The 15,314-nt window shown below is 73.0% G+C and carries 15 protein-coding genes; 6 read left to right on the top strand and 9 right to left on the bottom strand.

Translation table 11 applies throughout. The features are described 5' to 3' along the window. Entirely contained in the window at positions 1-1,794 is a 1,794-nt protein-coding gene (locus ACIBH3_RS30745) for an ABC transporter ATP-binding protein (RefSeq protein WP_396315429.1), read from the bottom strand. A gap of 35 nt (positions 1,795-1,829) precedes the next feature. Continuing rightward, the gene (locus tag ACIBH3_RS30740; protein WP_396315428.1) at positions 1,830-3,596 is read right to left on the bottom strand and encodes an ABC transporter transmembrane domain-containing protein; all 1,767 of its coding nucleotides are present in this window, start codon (positions 3,594-3,596) and stop codon (positions 1,830-1,832) included. Between the two features lie 561 nt (positions 3,597-4,157). Here ACIBH3_RS30740 and ACIBH3_RS30735 point away from each other — a divergent pair. Together ACIBH3_RS30735 and pstS are read left to right on the top strand one after the other, a co-directional pair. Further along, on the top strand, positions 4,158-4,478 hold the full coding sequence (locus ACIBH3_RS30735) for a hypothetical protein (RefSeq protein ID WP_396315427.1): 321 nt from the start codon (positions 4,158-4,160) through the stop codon (positions 4,476-4,478). A 136-nt stretch (positions 4,479-4,614) separates the two neighbouring features. Continuing rightward, on the top strand, positions 4,615-5,742 hold the full coding sequence (gene pstS / locus ACIBH3_RS30730; protein ID WP_396315426.1) for a phosphate ABC transporter substrate-binding protein PstS: 1,128 nt from the start codon (positions 4,615-4,617) through the stop codon (positions 5,740-5,742). 79 nt (positions 5,743-5,821) lie between these two features. Here the strand turns inward: pstS and ACIBH3_RS30725 are convergent, their stop codons facing one another. From ACIBH3_RS30725 to ACIBH3_RS30710, 4 genes are all read right to left on the bottom strand, one after another. Beyond that, the gene (locus ACIBH3_RS30725) at positions 5,822-6,598 is read right to left on the bottom strand and encodes a PaaI family thioesterase (protein ID WP_396315380.1); all 777 of its coding nucleotides are present in this window, start codon (positions 6,596-6,598) and stop codon (positions 5,822-5,824) included. Between the two features lie 186 nt (positions 6,599-6,784). Continuing rightward, a complete protein-coding gene (locus tag ACIBH3_RS30720; protein WP_396315379.1) occupies positions 6,785-7,144 on the bottom strand; it encodes a zinc ribbon domain-containing protein YjdM in 360 nt (119 codons plus the stop codon). A 158-nt stretch (positions 7,145-7,302) separates the two neighbouring features. Then, positions 7,303-7,995 carry a response regulator gene (locus ACIBH3_RS30715; RefSeq protein WP_396315378.1) on the bottom strand — a complete coding sequence of 231 codons (693 nt, stop codon included), beginning with the start codon at positions 7,993-7,995 and terminating at the stop codon, positions 7,303-7,305. Beyond that, a complete protein-coding gene (locus ACIBH3_RS30710; RefSeq protein WP_396315377.1) occupies positions 7,992-9,212 on the bottom strand; it encodes a sensor histidine kinase in 1,221 nt (406 codons plus the stop codon). The genes ACIBH3_RS30715 and ACIBH3_RS30710 overlap by 4 nt, the downstream gene beginning before the upstream one ends. A 134-nt stretch (positions 9,213-9,346) precedes the next feature. Between ACIBH3_RS30710 and ACIBH3_RS30705 the strand changes: the two genes are divergently transcribed. Then, positions 9,347-10,258, top strand: a complete 912-nt coding sequence (locus ACIBH3_RS30705) for an ABC transporter ATP-binding protein (protein ID WP_396315376.1) — start codon at positions 9,347-9,349, stop codon at positions 10,256-10,258. After that, positions 10,255-11,121: an ABC transporter permease gene (locus ACIBH3_RS30700; RefSeq protein WP_396315375.1), complete on the top strand. Its 867-nt coding sequence runs from the start codon at positions 10,255-10,257 to the stop codon at positions 11,119-11,121. The genes ACIBH3_RS30705 and ACIBH3_RS30700 overlap by 4 nt, the downstream gene beginning before the upstream one ends. A gap of 21 nt (positions 11,122-11,142) precedes the next feature. Here ACIBH3_RS30700 and ACIBH3_RS30695 read toward each other — a convergent pair whose 3' ends face one another. Continuing rightward, positions 11,143-11,718 carry a MarR family winged helix-turn-helix transcriptional regulator gene (locus ACIBH3_RS30695; protein WP_396315374.1) on the bottom strand — a complete coding sequence of 192 codons (576 nt, stop codon included), beginning with the start codon at positions 11,716-11,718 and terminating at the stop codon, positions 11,143-11,145. Positions 11,719-12,098: 380 nt separating this feature from the next. Here ACIBH3_RS30695 and ACIBH3_RS30690 point away from each other — a divergent pair, with 380 nt between their 5' ends. Both ACIBH3_RS30690 and ACIBH3_RS30685 read left to right on the top strand, forming a co-directional pair. After that, positions 12,099-12,752 carry a DedA family protein gene (locus ACIBH3_RS30690; protein ID WP_396315373.1) on the top strand — a complete coding sequence of 218 codons (654 nt, stop codon included), beginning with the start codon at positions 12,099-12,101 and terminating at the stop codon, positions 12,750-12,752. After that, positions 12,749-13,378, top strand: coding sequence for a phosphatase PAP2 family protein (locus ACIBH3_RS30685; protein WP_396315372.1), 630 nt, complete (start codon positions 12,749-12,751; stop codon positions 13,376-13,378). Before ACIBH3_RS30690 ends, ACIBH3_RS30685 begins: the two co-directional genes overlap by 4 nt. A 250-nt stretch (positions 13,379-13,628) precedes the next feature. On the opposite strand, the gene ACIBH3_RS30680 is transcribed toward ACIBH3_RS30685, so the two are convergent. Together ACIBH3_RS30680 and ACIBH3_RS30675 are read right to left on the bottom strand one after the other, a co-directional pair. After that, positions 13,629-14,585, bottom strand: a complete 957-nt coding sequence (locus ACIBH3_RS30680) for a M48 family metalloprotease (protein ID WP_396315371.1) — start codon at positions 14,583-14,585, stop codon at positions 13,629-13,631. Next, positions 14,582-14,962, bottom strand: a complete 381-nt coding sequence (locus ACIBH3_RS30675; RefSeq protein WP_396315370.1) for a BlaI/MecI/CopY family transcriptional regulator — start codon at positions 14,960-14,962, stop codon at positions 14,582-14,584. The genes ACIBH3_RS30680 and ACIBH3_RS30675 overlap by 4 nt, the downstream gene beginning before the upstream one ends. Between the last annotated feature and the right edge of the window lie 352 nt (positions 14,963-15,314).

The raw sequence follows: 15,314 nt of genomic DNA, 5'->3' as shown, positions 1-15,314 counted from the left end.
TCATACCGCAGCCGCCGGGTCACCGTGCCAGGAGCGCCACAGGGCGGCGTAGGTCCCGCCGGCGGCGACGAGCTCCGCATGGCTGCCGAGTTCCGTCAGCCGGCCGCCGTCCATGACGGCCACGCGGTCCGCGTCATGGGCGGTGTGCAGGCGGTGCGCGATGGCGATGACCGTCCGTCCCTCCAGGACGGCGCCGAGCGTCCGCTCGGTGCGCCGCGCCGTCCGCGGGTCGAGCAGGGCGGTGGCCTCGTCCAGGATGAGTGTGTGCGGGTCGGCCAGTACCACGCGGGCCAGGCTGAGCTGCTGCGCCTGCGCTCCGTCCAGCTGACGCCCCCGCGCACCCAGCTCGGTGTCCAGGCCCTGGGGCAGCTGCTCCGTCCAGTCCGCGCCCACCGCTGCCAGCGCGCGCATGAGTTCGGCGTCACTCGCACCGGGTGCGGCCAGCAGCAGGTTGTCCCGGACGGTGCCGATGAAGACGTGGTGCTCCTGGGTCACCAGGACGATCTGCCGCCGCAGGTCCTGGGGTGACAGCTCGGAGATCCGGACGCCGCCGACCGACACGGTACCCACGCGCGGGGTGTCGATGCCCGCGAGCAGCCGGCTCAGGGTGGTCTTGCCCGCACCGGAGCGGCCCACCACGGCAAGGCGTTCGCCGGGTCGTACGGTGAGGTCGACGCCGCTGACCACGTCGCCCGTACCGTCGTACGAGTAGTGGACTTCGCTCAGCTCGATCTGATGACCGCTCGGCCGCGTCGGTGCCCCGCCGGGCACGGCTTCGGTCCGGTCGGGCACGGTCCGGTCGGTCGCGGCGTCGAGTGCCACGCCCAGGCCCTCGACCCGGGCGAAGGCCGCGCCGCTGCTCTGCAACTGCTCGATCCACTCGAGGATCGTGTCCAGCGGCTGGGACAGCTGCCGCAGGTACATGACCGAGGCGACGACCGCGCCCAGCGTGACCATGCCGTGCTGGAGAAGCTGGAAGCCGACCAGCAGCACGGCGACGACGGGGACGGCGTGGGAGACGTCGACGGCGGGGAAGAGCACGCTGCGCAGGAAGAGCGTGTGCAGCCGGGTGCGATGACTCTGCTCGATCTTCTCCAGCGATGCGGTGACGTGCCGCTCCTCAAGGCGGAACGCCTCGATCGTCCGTGCGCCGGAGGCGGTCACGGAGAGCTGCTCGGCCAGGGCCGAGTGGCCGGCTCCTTCCGCCAGGTACGCCGAGTGGGCCCGGCGCAGGTACCAGCGGGTCGCGAACCAGATGCCGAGGAGTCCGGCCAGGCCGCACACACCGAGCAGCGGATCGAGCAGGAAGACGGCGGCGAGGATCAGTGGTACCTGGATCCCGGCGATGAACAGGTCGGGGCCCGCGGCACGCAGCGCGGTGCCGACCGAACCGACATCGGCGGTGCCGCGGATCGTGAGGTCGCCGGTGCCCGCCCGCTCGACCACGGACACCGGCAGGGCCATCGCCCGCTCGACGAAGCGCTCGCGCACCCGGGCCAGTGTCCGTTCGCCGAAGCGGTGTCCGATCAGCCGGGCCCAGCGGGCCAGCAGCAGCTGCACCAGCGCGGAGACCAGGACCCCGGCGGCCAGGCGGTCGATGGTGCCCACCGTCGTGCCGTGCTGGACCTCGTTGACGATGCGGCCGAGCAGCCACGGGCCGGCGAGACCGGCGCCCACGGCCAGCGCGTTCAGGGTGAGCATGGCCGTGAAGGACAGGCGGTCCTGGCGGATCAGGTCCGCGGCCGCGCGGATGAGCCGCGCACGGCCCGCCACGGGCAGCGCCTGCTCGTCCATCGCCTGCTCGTCCAGCGCCTGGTTGCGGCGGGTCATCAGGCACGCTCCTCGATCCGGGGCTCGGTACGGCGGGGCGCGGGAGCCGTCGCCGGGCGGCTCTCGTCGGCTTCCTCGCGTGCGACCAGCCGGCGGTATCCGGGCTCCGCGGCCAGGAGTTCACGGTGGGTGCCGCTGCCGGCGACACGGCCGTCGACGAGGTAGCAGACGGTGTCCGCCTGTTCGAGGACCAGCGGCGAGGTGGTGGTGACTACCGTGGTCAGACCGGCCCGCTCGGCGCGGAGCCCGGCGGCCATGGCGGCCTCGGTGTGCGCGTCGACGGCGGACGTGGGTTCCACGGCGAGCAGAACCTCGGGTGCGGCCAGCAGGGCCCGCGCCAACCGGATGCGCTGGCGCTGGCCGCCGGACAGATTGCGCCCCTGGGAGGCCAGCACCGAGTCCAGCCCGTCCGGCTGACCGACGACGATGTCGCGGGCCGTGGCCGCCTCGATGGCCCGCTCCAGGGCGTCGGCCGGTCGGTCAGCGCGGCCGCCGACAGCCTCGCGCAGCGTGCCGGTGAACAGGACCGCCCCGTTGTCGGCCAGCAGGATGCGCTCGCGCACCTGGTTCAGGGCGATCTCGCGGAGCGGCACTGTGCCCCACTCGGCCTTCGAGTCGATGAAGCAACCGAGGCGCTCCACCACGAGTGCGGCCTCCCCGGGGTGTTCACCCGCCAGTGCGGTGAACCGCCCGGGGGCCACCTCGACACCGGAGTCGGGATCGCGCAGCACCGTCGGCCCCTCCGGCGCGTCCCGCCCGGCGGAGGGGTCGGCGGAACTCGGCCGGAGAGCGAGGAACCGGATGAGCCTTCGGGCCGCGACCCGGCCGCGGCTGAGGTCGTAACCCCCCTCGATGAAGAACGACACGGGAGCCACGAGCACCGCGGCGTAGCCGTAGACGGACACCAGCTGGCCGGTGGAGATGGTGCCCTGCACCGCCATCCGGGCGGCCGGCCAGGTAACGGCAGCGAGGAACACCGTGGGCAGACCCACGGCGAGCGCCTGGATCCAGCTGGTGACGGTGCCCACCCGGTACCCCTCGCTCCGAAGTGCCCGCGAGCGACTGCGGTACCGCTCGGCGTAGACCTCCTTGCCGCCGAGCCCGCCCAGCACCCGCAGCCCCTCGATCAGGTCGACGAGCCGGGTGGTGAGGAGCCCGTGCTGGTCGCGGTACGTCGTCTCGACACCCTGCAGACGCCCCAGAAGGGGGCCGACCAGCAGCGCCAGTACCGGCACGCCGAGTAGGACCACCACGGCGAGCAAGGGCGAGATGGACAGCAGCAGCACGGCCACGACGAGGTAGGCGACCACCGCGCCCAGGCCCGGTCCCGTGATGGTCAGCACGCTGGCGATCTGCGCCACGTCACCGAAGCCGATGGCGAGCACCTCGCTCGACGCCATCCGTCGGGGGAGCACGGCACCCAGCCGGGTCGCGTGTTCCGTCACCACGCGCATCGAGCGGAACACCGCGTCCATCCGCACCTTCGTCATGACACGGTGGCGCATGATGGCGAGCCAGGCGTTGAGCAGACCGACGCCGAGCAGCGCGCCCGTCCAGCCCAGCAGCGCCGAGGAGTTGCCCGCTGTCAGGCCGTCGTCGATGATCCGGGACAGCAGGTACGGAGGCACCATCAGCCCGATCATCCACCCACTGCCGAGCAGCGCACCGCTGAGCACCCGCAGGCGCTGGCTGACGATCAGCCACCAGATGTAGCGCAGCGGGCCCGCGGTGTCCGGCGTCCCGGTACTCATTGACGGGTCGGCCATCGGGTGGACGTGCCCGAGCCCGGTCGTACGCAAGGGTTCTGTATCCACCGTCACTCCATGTGGCGCTGTGGGCCGGCCAGGGCGAGCAGCCCCGCCCGCCGGGGCGGCCCGGCGGTGATGTCGATCGGGACCGGACCGCGCCGCTCGATGTCCATGGAATTCCCCCGCCGATGTCGTGGTCTGCTGTCGATGTCGGTTCCGAGCGGCTCGGGCGGCCGCCAGCCGCTCGGTCACGGCGCTACGGTCGACCTTTCCGGACGAATTCACCAGGGGATCCACGACGACGTACGGCGCGGGACCATATGCCGGGGAAGGACCACCGCGGCGTGGCTCGTGAGACGCTCCGGCAGGACTGCGATGCCCTCGGGGAACTCCCGTGCGGCAGTGCGGAAGAGGGAATTCGACGACCTGGTACTCCAGCCTGATCTTGTCGAAGTTTAGCGCCTCGGTTGGCGGTAGGTCTGATGATGTGCATATATCGCGTTGTGGGCTCGGGGGCGCCGCCATAGGGTCATCGGCATGTCCCTGCGTCTTCGTATGCGTCAAGCACTGCCGGAAGCGATGCGTGCCCGTGACAAGGCCGCGGTGAGCGCCCTACGCGCAACACTTGCCGCGCTGGACAACGCCGAGGCGGTGCCCGTGGACGAAACCCAGCTCCGCGGCTCGGCCCTTGAGCAGTCACCGGTCGGTGTCGGCGTCACCGAAGCGGCGCGGCGTGAGCTGAGCGAGCGCGGTGTGGTGGACGTCGTGCGTGCCGAGGCCGCCGAGCGACTGGAGGTCGCAGCGCAGTTGACCGCGCCCGCGCACGCTGACCGAGCCGCGCGGCTGCGCGCGGAGGCCGCCGTGCTGCTTCACTTCCTCGACGGTCCCGGCACCGCATAGCCGCGCCGCGCTCATGGCTGGGTCAACCGGCTGACAAGGCAGCTTCCGCCTCGGTGGCCAGCGTGTCGGCGAGGGCGGGGGAGCTCCGTTGGGAACCATGAGGCCTGGAATCGTCCAGGACGTCCAGGAGACCACCATGCCCCGACGGGCCAGCTCCCCCTTTCCCAGGCACATCCCGCTAACCCTTCTGGCGCTCGCCTGCGCGGTGTCGGTCGCCGCGTGCGGAAGCGATGCCGGCAACCCCGCGGCCTCGTCCACGGCCTCGGGATCCGGGAGCCCGATCGCGTGCGCCAAGAGCGGGCAGCTGCTCGGCGCCGGATCGACCGCGCAGGCCAATGCCATCGACGTGTGGAAGTCCGACTACGGGAGCGCCTGCCCCGGCGCGACCATCACGTACAGTGCGGGCGGCTCGGGCGCCGGTATCCAGCAGTTCAACCAGGGGAAGGTGGCGTTCGCGGGTTCGGACTCCGCGCTCAAGCCGGCCGAGGTCGAGGCCTCCAAGGCGGTCTGCACCGGAGGCCAGGGCATCGACCTGCCGATGGTCGGCGGTCTGATCTCGATCGTCTACAACCTCGACGGGGTCGACAAGCTCGTCCTCGACGGGCCGACGCTCGCCAAGATCTTCAACTCGCAGATCACCAAGTGGAACGATCCGGCGATCACCGCCCTGAACCCGGGCGTCAACCTGCCGGCCGCGGACATCCAGGCCGTCCACCGCGGTGACGACTCGGGCACCACGGAGAACCTGACCAAGTATCTGGCCGCGGCCTCGAACGGAGCCTGGCCGTACCCTCCGAACAAGGCGTGGGCGGGCCAGGACGGCCAGTCGGCCACCGGCAGCGCCGGTGTCGCGGCCCAGGTGAAGCAGGTCAAGAACTCGATCAGCTACGTCGAGCTGTCCTTCGCCCAGATCAACAACCTCAAGAGCGCCGCCGTCGACACCGGCGCCGCCGCACCGGTCGAGGCCACCGCCGCCAACGCGGCCACCACCCTCGGGGCGGCGCAGGTCGCCGGCACCGGTAGCGACCTGGCCCTGACGCTCGACTACGGGACCAAGCAGGAGGGCGCCTACCCGCTGGTGCTCGTGACGTACGAGATCGTCTGCGACAAGGGGAACAAGGCCGACACACTGGACCTCCTGAAGTCCTTCCTCACCTACACCGCCGGCACCGACGGCCAGCAGGCGATCGCGAGCCAGGGCTACGTCCCGCTGCCGGAGGCCCTGACGTCGAAGGTCCAGACCGTGATCCCCACCCTGAGCTGAGCTGCGCCCCGCCCGCCGGTCGGCCGCTCGGGTGCCGCCCGCCCGTCGCGGGCCGGGTATCAGGACGCGGCGTCCGCGCTCAACCCCCGGTGCCCGAGCCCGCGTCTGGGACCGGGGCCAGCCAGAGTGCCTCGGCCGTGGCGCAGAGTTCGCCGTCCCGGGTGGCGATGGCACTGCCGACCCGGTACTTGCGGCCCGAGCGGGACATCGGCCAGCCGAAGGCGAGGTGTTGCTCGCCGAGCCGCACGGGCCGTAGCAGCGTCGCCGCCAGGTGCGCCGTCACCGTCTGCTCGGGTGCGCCGCCGAACAGCCGGGCCACCCAGCCGCCCGGGCAGTCGAGGCCGGCCCAGACGAGCTCCACCGGCAGTTCGGTGCCCCCCGGGTTCAGCGCCGGGTCAGGCGTCCAGACGGCGGCGGCCCGGGAATCCCGCAGCAGCGGCGCGAACGCCTGCCGAAGCCCCCGCCCGCGCGGCCGGTCGCCGTTGCAGGCGAAGCAGTCACCGTCGTCGGGCGGGCCCGTACGCTCCAGCTCCTTCGTGGCCCGCTCGGCCTGCGCCCACGAGGGAATGGCCGCCGGCGGCCCGATCGGTGCGCAGGTCCGGGCGGTGGCCAACACGCCCTTCCCGTCTGCCAGTTCCCGGCTGCCGCCGGCGCCCGTCCGCAGCGTCAGCGGGACGCCGACCGGCGTCGGGCGGCGGAAGGCGACCTTGACCGACTGCCCGGGGAACTCCTGCGCCAGCACCCCCGCCACGTACCCGCCGAACGCCACCGCCGGGAAGCCGTAGACGTGCCCCGGCACGGTGACCGTCCGTGCCGGGGCACTCGTGCCGACATCCGTCAGCGCTGCTGCTGCCACTGCTGCTCCCCCCTCGGCTCGGGCACCGGGTCGCCCGAGCACGCCACGCGGCCGGGCCGCCCGTCCGGGAACATGCTGCCATCAGGGGAGCCCGGGAGACCTGTCCGGGCCGGGGGCGGACGCCGCCCAGCGGCGCGTGGGCGAGCGCCGGGCACCGGCCGTTCGGCGTCGGGCGCCGGCCGCAGGTCAGGCCTTCTTGACCACGCTCGACTTGAGCTGCATGGCGCCGAATCCGTCGATCTTGCAGTCGATGTCGTGCCCGTCCACCCCGTCGACCAGGCGGATGTTGCGCACCTTGGTGCCCGCCTTGATGCCCGAGGGGCTGCCCTTGACCTTGAGCGCCTTGACGACCGTGACGGTGTCACCGTCGCTCAGCACATTGCCGACGGCGTCCCTGACCACCCGCTCGCCGGAGCCACCCGTGCCATCCGCGGTGCCCTCGGCCGAGACCCATTCATTGCCGCACTCCGGGCAGACCATCAGAGCGTTCATCTCGTAGGTGTACTCGCCGGAGCACTTGGGGCACGGGGGGAGGTTCTCACTCATTCGGTCAGAATATCGGAATTCGGACGTGTGCCCAGCACTGCGCGACGCGAAGCGGAGCCCCGGCGGTGGTGAGGCACACGTCCATCGGGTCGCGCCCGCCCGGGGGCGAGTGCTCCGCCCGGGGCCCTGCTGTTCTCGGGCCCCGGACACCTGCGGGCTCAGCCGGGTGGCGCCACCAGGCCCGCCTCATAGGCCATGATCACGAGATGCACCCGGTCACGGGCGTCCAGCTTGGCCAGCAGCCGGGTCACATAGGTCTTGACGGTGGCCATGCTGAGGCACAGGTCCGCGGCGATCTCGGTGTTGGACCTGCCGCGCCCGACGAGGACGAGCACCTCGCGTTCGCGGTCGGTGATGCCCCCGAGCTCCCGCCCGCCGGACGGGGGCTCCTGCTGCGGCTCCTTCTCCGGCTGCGGGGCGGGTTCGGGCCGGTCGGCGAACTCGCGGATCAGCCGGCGGGTGACGCTCGGGGCGATCAGGCCGTCCCCGGCGGCGACGACGCGGATCCCCGCGAGGATGTCCTCCAACGCCATGTCCTTGACCAGGAACCCGGACGCGCCGGCCCGCAGCGCGGCGTAGACGTAGTCGTCGTCGTCGAAGGTGGTCAGCATGACGACACGTGCCGTGCCGGGGCCGGAGGTGATCAGCCGGGTGGCCTCGACGCCGTCCATGCCGGGCATCCGGATGTCCATCACCACCACGTCCGGCCGGACGCTCTCGGTCAGCTGGACCGCCTCGCCGCCCGTCCCTGCCTCCCCGACGACTTCGAGGTCGGGTGCGTCGGTGATGACCATCTGGAGGGCGGCACGCACCAGCGGCTGGTCGTCGGCGAGCAGAACACGGACGGTCATCTGACTCCTGTCGGTACGGGCAGGCGGGCCGCGACCCGGAACCCGCCTTCGGGACGCGGTTCGGCGCAGAAGTCTCCGTGCAGCAGGGTGACCCGTTCACGCATCCCGACCAGGCCGTACCCGGCGCCCGCGCCGGTACCGCCGCTGCGGCCCTGGCCGCCGTCCAGGACCTCGATGGCCAGTTCCTCGTCCCGGCAGTCGATCGACACCCGGCAGGAGCCGGTGCCGGCGTGCCTGACCACGTTGGTGACCGACTCCTGGATGATGCGGAACGCCGAGAGATCGATCTCCGGGGGCAGCGGGCGCCGCTCCCCGTGCCAGCACACGTCCACCCGGACCCCGGCGGCGGTCGTCGTGGCGGCCAGCCGTTCGAGGTCTGCCAGGCCCGGCATGGGCTGGAGCGCGTCGGCGTCCGGGTGCTGCCCCAGCTCGTCCTGGCGGAGCGCACCGAGCATCCGGCGCAGGCCCGACAGCGTCTCCCGGCTGGCGGCCTCCACCTCGCCGAGCGCGCTGCGGGCCCGCGCCGGCTGGGTGTCGAAGACCCGGCTCGCCGCGCCGGCCTGCAACGCGACGATGCCGATGCTGTGCGCGACCATGTCGTGCAACTCGCGGGCTATCCGCAGCCGTTCGGTGGTGACGGCCTGGGCGGCCGCCTGGGTGCCCAGCTGCCGGGCGTGCTCGCGGGACTGGCGTGAGGAGTGGCCGATGAACCAGGCGACGACGGCTGTCAGCGCCACGGCCAGCTCCGTCGACGTCCCGATCTGAAACCCGATCACCAGCCGTGTCGTGGCGTAGGAGGTCAGTACCAGCAGTGCCATGACGAGGGCGAGGATCGAGGGCCGGCGTGGCCGCGTGGTGGCGACGAAGCACAGGGCGACGTCGATCGGCAGGAACTGCAGGAAGTTGATCTCCGAGGAGTTCAGCGCCATCGCCCCGCACACGGCCCCCGACAGCAGCAGGGCAAGGGCCGGCAGCGCCAGCCGTCGCAGCAGGACGCAGCCGGCCGCCGTCGTGGCGAACGCCGGGGCCAGGAACACCCACTGCGGGCTGAGCAGGCCGAGCCTGAACGGAAGGAGTTGGTGGTTGAAGCCGCTGCCCTCGCCCGGCAGCCGCACCATCACCAGGAACGAGTACAGCGTGACGGCACACCAGGTGAGGGCCGTCCAGACACCCGGTGACACGCGTTTGAGCAGGGGGAGCGGTGGCGTGGCGTGCATGGGCCGATCGTAGCCGGATGATCCCTGCCGGACATCGGACCACGGTTGTACAACTACGGTCGCACCGAGGCCGCGTGTGAGTGCCAGCGGTGGTCCGATGTGGCGTGGCGGCGGCTCACGGCACTGTTGGCCACGTGATCGAAGTCAACGAACTGACGAAGCGCTACGGCAGCACCACGGCCGTCAACCGCCTGACCTTCACCGTCCGCCCGGGCCGGGTCACCGGGTTCCTCGGGCCCAACGGCGCCGGCAAGTCCACCACCCTGCGCATGATCCTCGGGCTGAACGAGCCCACCGGTGGCACCGCCACCGTCGACGGGCACTCCTTCCGTGGCCGCCCACGCGGGCTGCGGCACGTCGGTGCGCTGCTCGACGCCCATGACGTCCACGGCGGGCGCAGCGCCCGGGCGCACCTGTCGGCGCTGGCCCGGAGCAACGCCATCCCGCTCTCCAGGGTGGACGAGGTCCTGCGGGAGGTGGGGCTGGCCGACGCGGGGCGGCGGCGGATCGGCGGATTCTCGCTCGGGATGAAGCAGCGGCTCGGCATCGCCACCGCGCTGCTGGGGGATCCCCCCGTGCTGCTCTTCGACGAGCCGCTGAACGGGCTGGACCCGGAGGGCGTGCTCTGGGTGCGCGGCCTGTTCCGTCGGCTGGCGGCGCAGGGGCGCACGGTGTTCGTGTCCAGTCACCTGATGAGCGAGATGGAGAACACCGCCGACGAGCTCGTCGTGATCGGCCGGGGCGAGCTCATCGCCGCGCAGAGCCTGGCGGAGTTCGCGGGCCGCGGCAACCGGCTGACGGTGACGGTCCGTACGCCGGAGGAGGCCGCGCTGGCGGCCGTCCTGGCCGCAGAGGGCGGCTCGGCGGAGCCGGACGGTGCCGGGGCGCTGGCGGTGACGGGCCTCAGCGCGGCCCGGATCGGTGAACTCGCCCTGCGGCGGCGGATCGTGCTGCACGAACTGGCCCCTCGGGCGGCCTCGTTGGAGGAGGCGTTCATGGAACTCACCGCGGACCGCGTGGACTACCCGGCAGGAGAAGCCCGATGAGCACCGCGACGATTCCGGCCGAGGCCCCCGCGGTGGTGGCGGACGAGCCCCGGCCCCGGTTCCGCGACCTCTGCGCAGCGGAGTGGATCAAGATGCGGTCACTCCGCTCGACCTCCTGGGTCCTCGCCCTGAGCGTGCTCGCCGTCATCGTGATCAACCTCAACGCCGTCCACAGCGACTTCCCCTACATCGACAACCCGTCTCCACCGATGGACGGCTTCCCGCCCTATCGCTACGACGCGCTGTTCCACAGCCTCGGCTCCATCCCCGCCGATCTCTTCATGATCACTTCCGGCAGTGTCGGCGCGATCACCCTCTTCGGCGAGTACGCCAGCGGGATGATCCGTACGACCTTCGCGGCCGTCCCCGACCGCCGCGCGGTGATGGCCGCCAAGGTGGCCGTGGTGACGCTGGTGATGAGTGTGGCGGGCGCGGTCGCCTCGGCGGGTTCCTTCTTCCTGGCGAACGCGATGCTGGCCTCGCGGCACGTCGGGCTCTCGATCAGCGACCCAGGCTGCCTCCGGGCGGTGGCCGCGTACGCGCTGGCCGCACCGGTCTCGGCGCTGGTCGGCATGGGCCTGGCCGCTGTCATCCGCCATGCCACCGGCACGGTGGTCACGGTCGTCGGGGTGCTCCTGCTGCTGCCGCTGCTGTTCCGGGGCGACCGGTACCGCTGGGTGCAGGAGATCGGCCACGCCATGCCCGAGCCGGCGTTGCAGCGCCTGGGAGTGAACCCCGCCAACCTCACCATCGACCTCGGCGCGCATCCGGCGTCGATCACCGAGTCCTGGATCGTCCTGGGCGCCTGGTCGCTGGCAGCCGTGGCCCTCGCCGTGGTCCTCGTTCACCGGCGTGACGTGTGAGCGGGCCGCGCCCCCGGGCTGCTACCGCGGGTCAGCGGCGGCGGGGGCGACCGCGTCACCGCCGGCGGGGGCTGCGGCACGCGTCCGGCGGGGCACCCGCCGCCCCTGGCCTTTCCAGCGGGCGGGGCCCTGCGCCGGGACGGTCCGTGAGCCGCGGGCCGCGAGCGCGCACACCCGGTGCAGAAGGGCGTTGAGCTGCGCCCGCTCGCCCTTGGTCAGCGGCGACAGCAGGTCGTCCTGCACGACGGCGGCGTCGGAGTGGAGGTTGTCCAAGGCCTGCCGCCCGGCGGCGGTCAGCATCACCACCTCGTGGCGGCGGTCGGCCTGGATGTGGATGGTCTCGACGAACCCGGAGGAGAGGAGGTCGTCGAGGACGGGGCCGGCCTCGGCGGGGCTGAGCTTGATACGGGCGGCCAGGTCGGGCTTCGCGTGCGGTCCGTGTTCGGCGAGCGTGGAGAGCGCCGACAGGTGTCCGGGGCGCATACCCCGCTCGGCGAGCCGCTCCGTCAGCCTCAGCTCCGCCGTCCGTCCGGCCGACACCAGCAGGTGGACGGTCTGCTGCAGCGGGCTCGACGATCCCTTTCGTCCGTCGTACATCCGAGCTCCATCCACTCTCCGGAACGGCCGCGTGTCCGCCTCGTCCGGCGCCGTGGCCGGCCGCTCCGCACGGCAGGCCGGCCGGTGCCCCAGTGGGGCCGCGGGGAACGGCCGGGCCGGCCGGTGATGGCAGGCGGGTATGACCGTCGACGGTAGTGTAGACGAACCCGTTTGGGCCACCCCTGTCCGGTAGGTGGCCGTTGTGGGGCGCCCCTGCGGCCCGGCGACACGGTTGCCCTGCGGTCCGGAGGCCGGATGGGTCGGGGAGTCCAGGGGGTGGCGCTCGGACGCGAGCGTCTACAAGCCCGTAGACCGTCTACACTCATGTAGACGCACCCTTGGTGCGTGTGATCCCGCACCCGAAGAGAGGCGCTCCGCCGATGCCCCACTCAGCCGGCCTGCTCGCCGTGAACGTCCTCGACGCCGGTTCGCTACTGGGGGCGTCCGGCGCCCTCGGCATCGCGATCGTGCTCTTCGCCGAGACCGGGCTCCTGATCGGCTTCTTCCTCCCCGGCGACTCCCTCCTCTTCACCGCCGGACTGCTCTGCGTTGCCGGCGTCCAGGGGCCGGTACGCCTCTCACTCGTTCAGGTCCTGCTCGCCTCCGTCGCCGGGGCGCTCCTCGGCGCGCAGACCGGCTTCGTGATCGGCCGCCGCGGCGGCCGCGCCCTGCTCGCCCGCTCGCGCAACAGGCGGCTGCACGAGGGAGCGGCCCGTACGGAGGAACTGCTCGACCGCTACGGGCACGCCAAGGCCGTCGTCCTGGCCCGCTTCATCCCCGTCGTACGGACGGTGCTCAACCCGCTGGCCGGCGCCCTCGGTGTGCCCAGCCGTACCTTCACCCTCTGGCAGACCATCGGTGGCCTGCTCTGGACCGTCGGCCTGGTCCTCGCCGGCTACGCCCTCGGCTCCTCCGTCCCCGACGTCGACCGGTACCTGCTGCCGATGGTGGGCCTCCTCGTCGCCCTCTCGCTGCTCCCGCTCGCGCTCGAACTGCTGAAGTCCCGCCGCGCCGCGAAGGCCCAGAGCCGGTGAACGCCGCGAACCTCGCCGACGCCGCGAACCTCGCCATGGACGGCGCCCGCATCGACGGATCCCTCTACCTGGACGTCACCGACCTCGCCCACCGCACCCCGGCCGCGCTCGGCCACCTGGTGGCGGACTGGTCCGCCTACGGCCTCGCGCTGTTCGGCGCCCTGCTGGCCGCCGCCTGGTGGCGCGCCCGGCGCGGCACCGCGGCCGCGATGGTCGGCGCGCTCGCCGCCCCCCTCATCGTGGTGGCGGTCTTCGCGGCCGACACGGCGCTGAAGTCCGTGTTCCACGAGCCCCGGCCCTGCCAGGTCCTGCCGGCGGGCACGACCCTGGAGGCCTGTCCGGCGGCCGGTGACTGGTCGATGCCGAGTAACCACACCGTCATCGCCTTCGCCGCGGCGGCCGCGCTCTGGCAGTGCGACCGGCGGCTGGCGGTGATCGCCGGGGTGGCCGCGGTCGCGATGGGCGCGTCGCGCGTCTTCGTCGGGGTCCACTACCCGCACGACGTGCTCGCCGGAGCCCTGGTGGGCATCGCGCTCGGCCTGCCGCTCGCGCGCCTGGCGCGCCTGGCCCACCCCGTGGTCGAACACCTGCGGACCGGGCGGCTGCGCCCGCTGCTGGGCGTATGACCGGTACGGCGGCCACCCGTGGCTCCGGGGGTACCTCCGAGGCCGGGGGTACGTCCCCGCCCGGCCGGTCCCGGGGTGCCGGCCGGGCGGCGAACCGCCCGCGCCGCCGAGGTCGGGCAGCCCGGGCTGACGGCTGACGGCCCGAACCCGGCTCGTCGGGCGCGCGCCCGCCATCGCCACGCCCGCAGGGCCCGGTCGCCCGTGACAAGCCCGGCCCGCTGCCGGTTCTCGGCGGCGGGCCCGGCTCGGCTCAGCGGCCCTGGCTGACCGCCTGGGCCTGCTCCACGTACTCATGGAGCTCGTAGGCGGAGCCGACGCTCAGCGTCACCGACAGCCCGAGCACGCACAGCAGGCCCGCGGCCACCGCGCGCAGGGCCCGGCCGCGCGGCGGCCGGGGGGCCGGGCCGAGCAGCGCGCTGACCCGGCGCGGCACCGGGCCGGTGGTCGCGGCCAGCAGCAGGCTCGGCTGCCGGCCGGGGGCGGCCCCCGATGCGGAGGCGGCCAGGGCGGCCCGGGCGATGGCCGCGGCGACCAGCCTGCGGTCCCCGACCACCGCCGCCGCGTCCTCGTCCGCCCAGCGCTCCAGGTGGAAGGCCAGCGCCGGGCGCAGCCCGCGAAGGGCAGGGTGCACGGCGGCCGCGAGCTGGGCCGTCCGGGCCAGTAGGTGGTGCCGGCCGTTGAGATGGGCCCGCTCGTGGGCCAGCAGGACATCGCGGTCGGTCTTGTCCAGGGCGCGCAGCATGGCCGAGGTCACCACCACCCGGCCGGGACGCCCGAGGCTCCCGGGAAGGGCGAACGCGTCCGCCGCCGTGCCGGGCAGCACGGTCAGATCCCCGCCGTCCGCATCCGCGCCGACGGCCTGCCGGGTGCGCAGCAGCAGTGCGCGCTGGCCACGCCAGACGCGGGTGACGAGTGCGGCGGCCACGAGCAGCGCGGCCCCGGCGGCCAGGGCGGCGGGTACGGCGGCCGGTGAGGTCGACAGGAGCCACGGCAGTGACATGCGCTCGGTGGCCGCGAGCAGCGGCAGGTGCAGCAGACCGCCGCCGACCAGGACGGCCAGCGCGAGCACGGTGGCGCCGGCCAGCGCCACGGCCGCGCCGGCCAGGGAGAGGGCGGCGGCCTTCGGGGGGAGGAGATCGGCCAGGCGACGCGCGGCGGGAACGGCGACCCAGGGGCAGATCAGCGCGAGCAGCACGAGCAGGTTCACCGGGCCTCCTCCTCCGCGGTCCGCAGCAGACGGCGCAGCACGTCCTCGTCGCTCTCCGACAGGGTGGAGACGAAGCGCTCCAGTACGAGGTGGCGGTGGGGGTCGCTGAGCAGCTCCCGGTGCATCCGGCTGGCCGCGAGCCCGGGGGAGTCGTGCACGGGCGAGTACACGAAGCCGCGTCCGGCGCGGCGCCGGGCGAGCGTCCCCTTCTCGTGCAGGCGGGTCAGGATGGTCGTCACGGTGGTTCTGGCCAGTTCCCCGCCGAGGGCGTCGTTGACCTGCCCGGCGCTGAGCGGCCCCTGCGCCGCCCACAGTACGGCCAGTACGTCTGCCACGAGCTCGCCGTGCGGACGCCTGAGGTCCTTCCCGTCCGACATCTGTTCCTGTCTCCCGTCGTGACCGGTTCCGCAGCCTGGCGGAACCGGATTCCAGTGTGACCGATTCGCCCGTACCCCACGACTACGGGCATGTAGACGAATTGGCCATCTTTCCATAAGGTATGCCTAAGCTAACCGCACGGGCTCCCTCCGTGCGGTTTCCGCTGCCTGTCCGCCGCACGTTCCTGGAGCCCCCATGCAGTTCCGCCGCACCCCCGCTGTCGCCCTGGTGGCCCTGGCCGTGGCAGGTACGGCCATGGCGGGCTGTTCGAAGAAGAGTGAGGTGGCGTCGTCGGATGCCGTGTTGGTGAATGCCTCCGACAGTGCGTGTGAGGTGTCGCGGACCTCGTTC

Source organism: Kitasatospora sp. NPDC050543 (assembly GCF_044457565.1).
GTDB lineage: Bacteria > Actinomycetota > Actinomycetes > Streptomycetales > Streptomycetaceae > Kitasatospora.
This window is presented reverse-complemented; position numbering and strand designations above follow the sequence as displayed.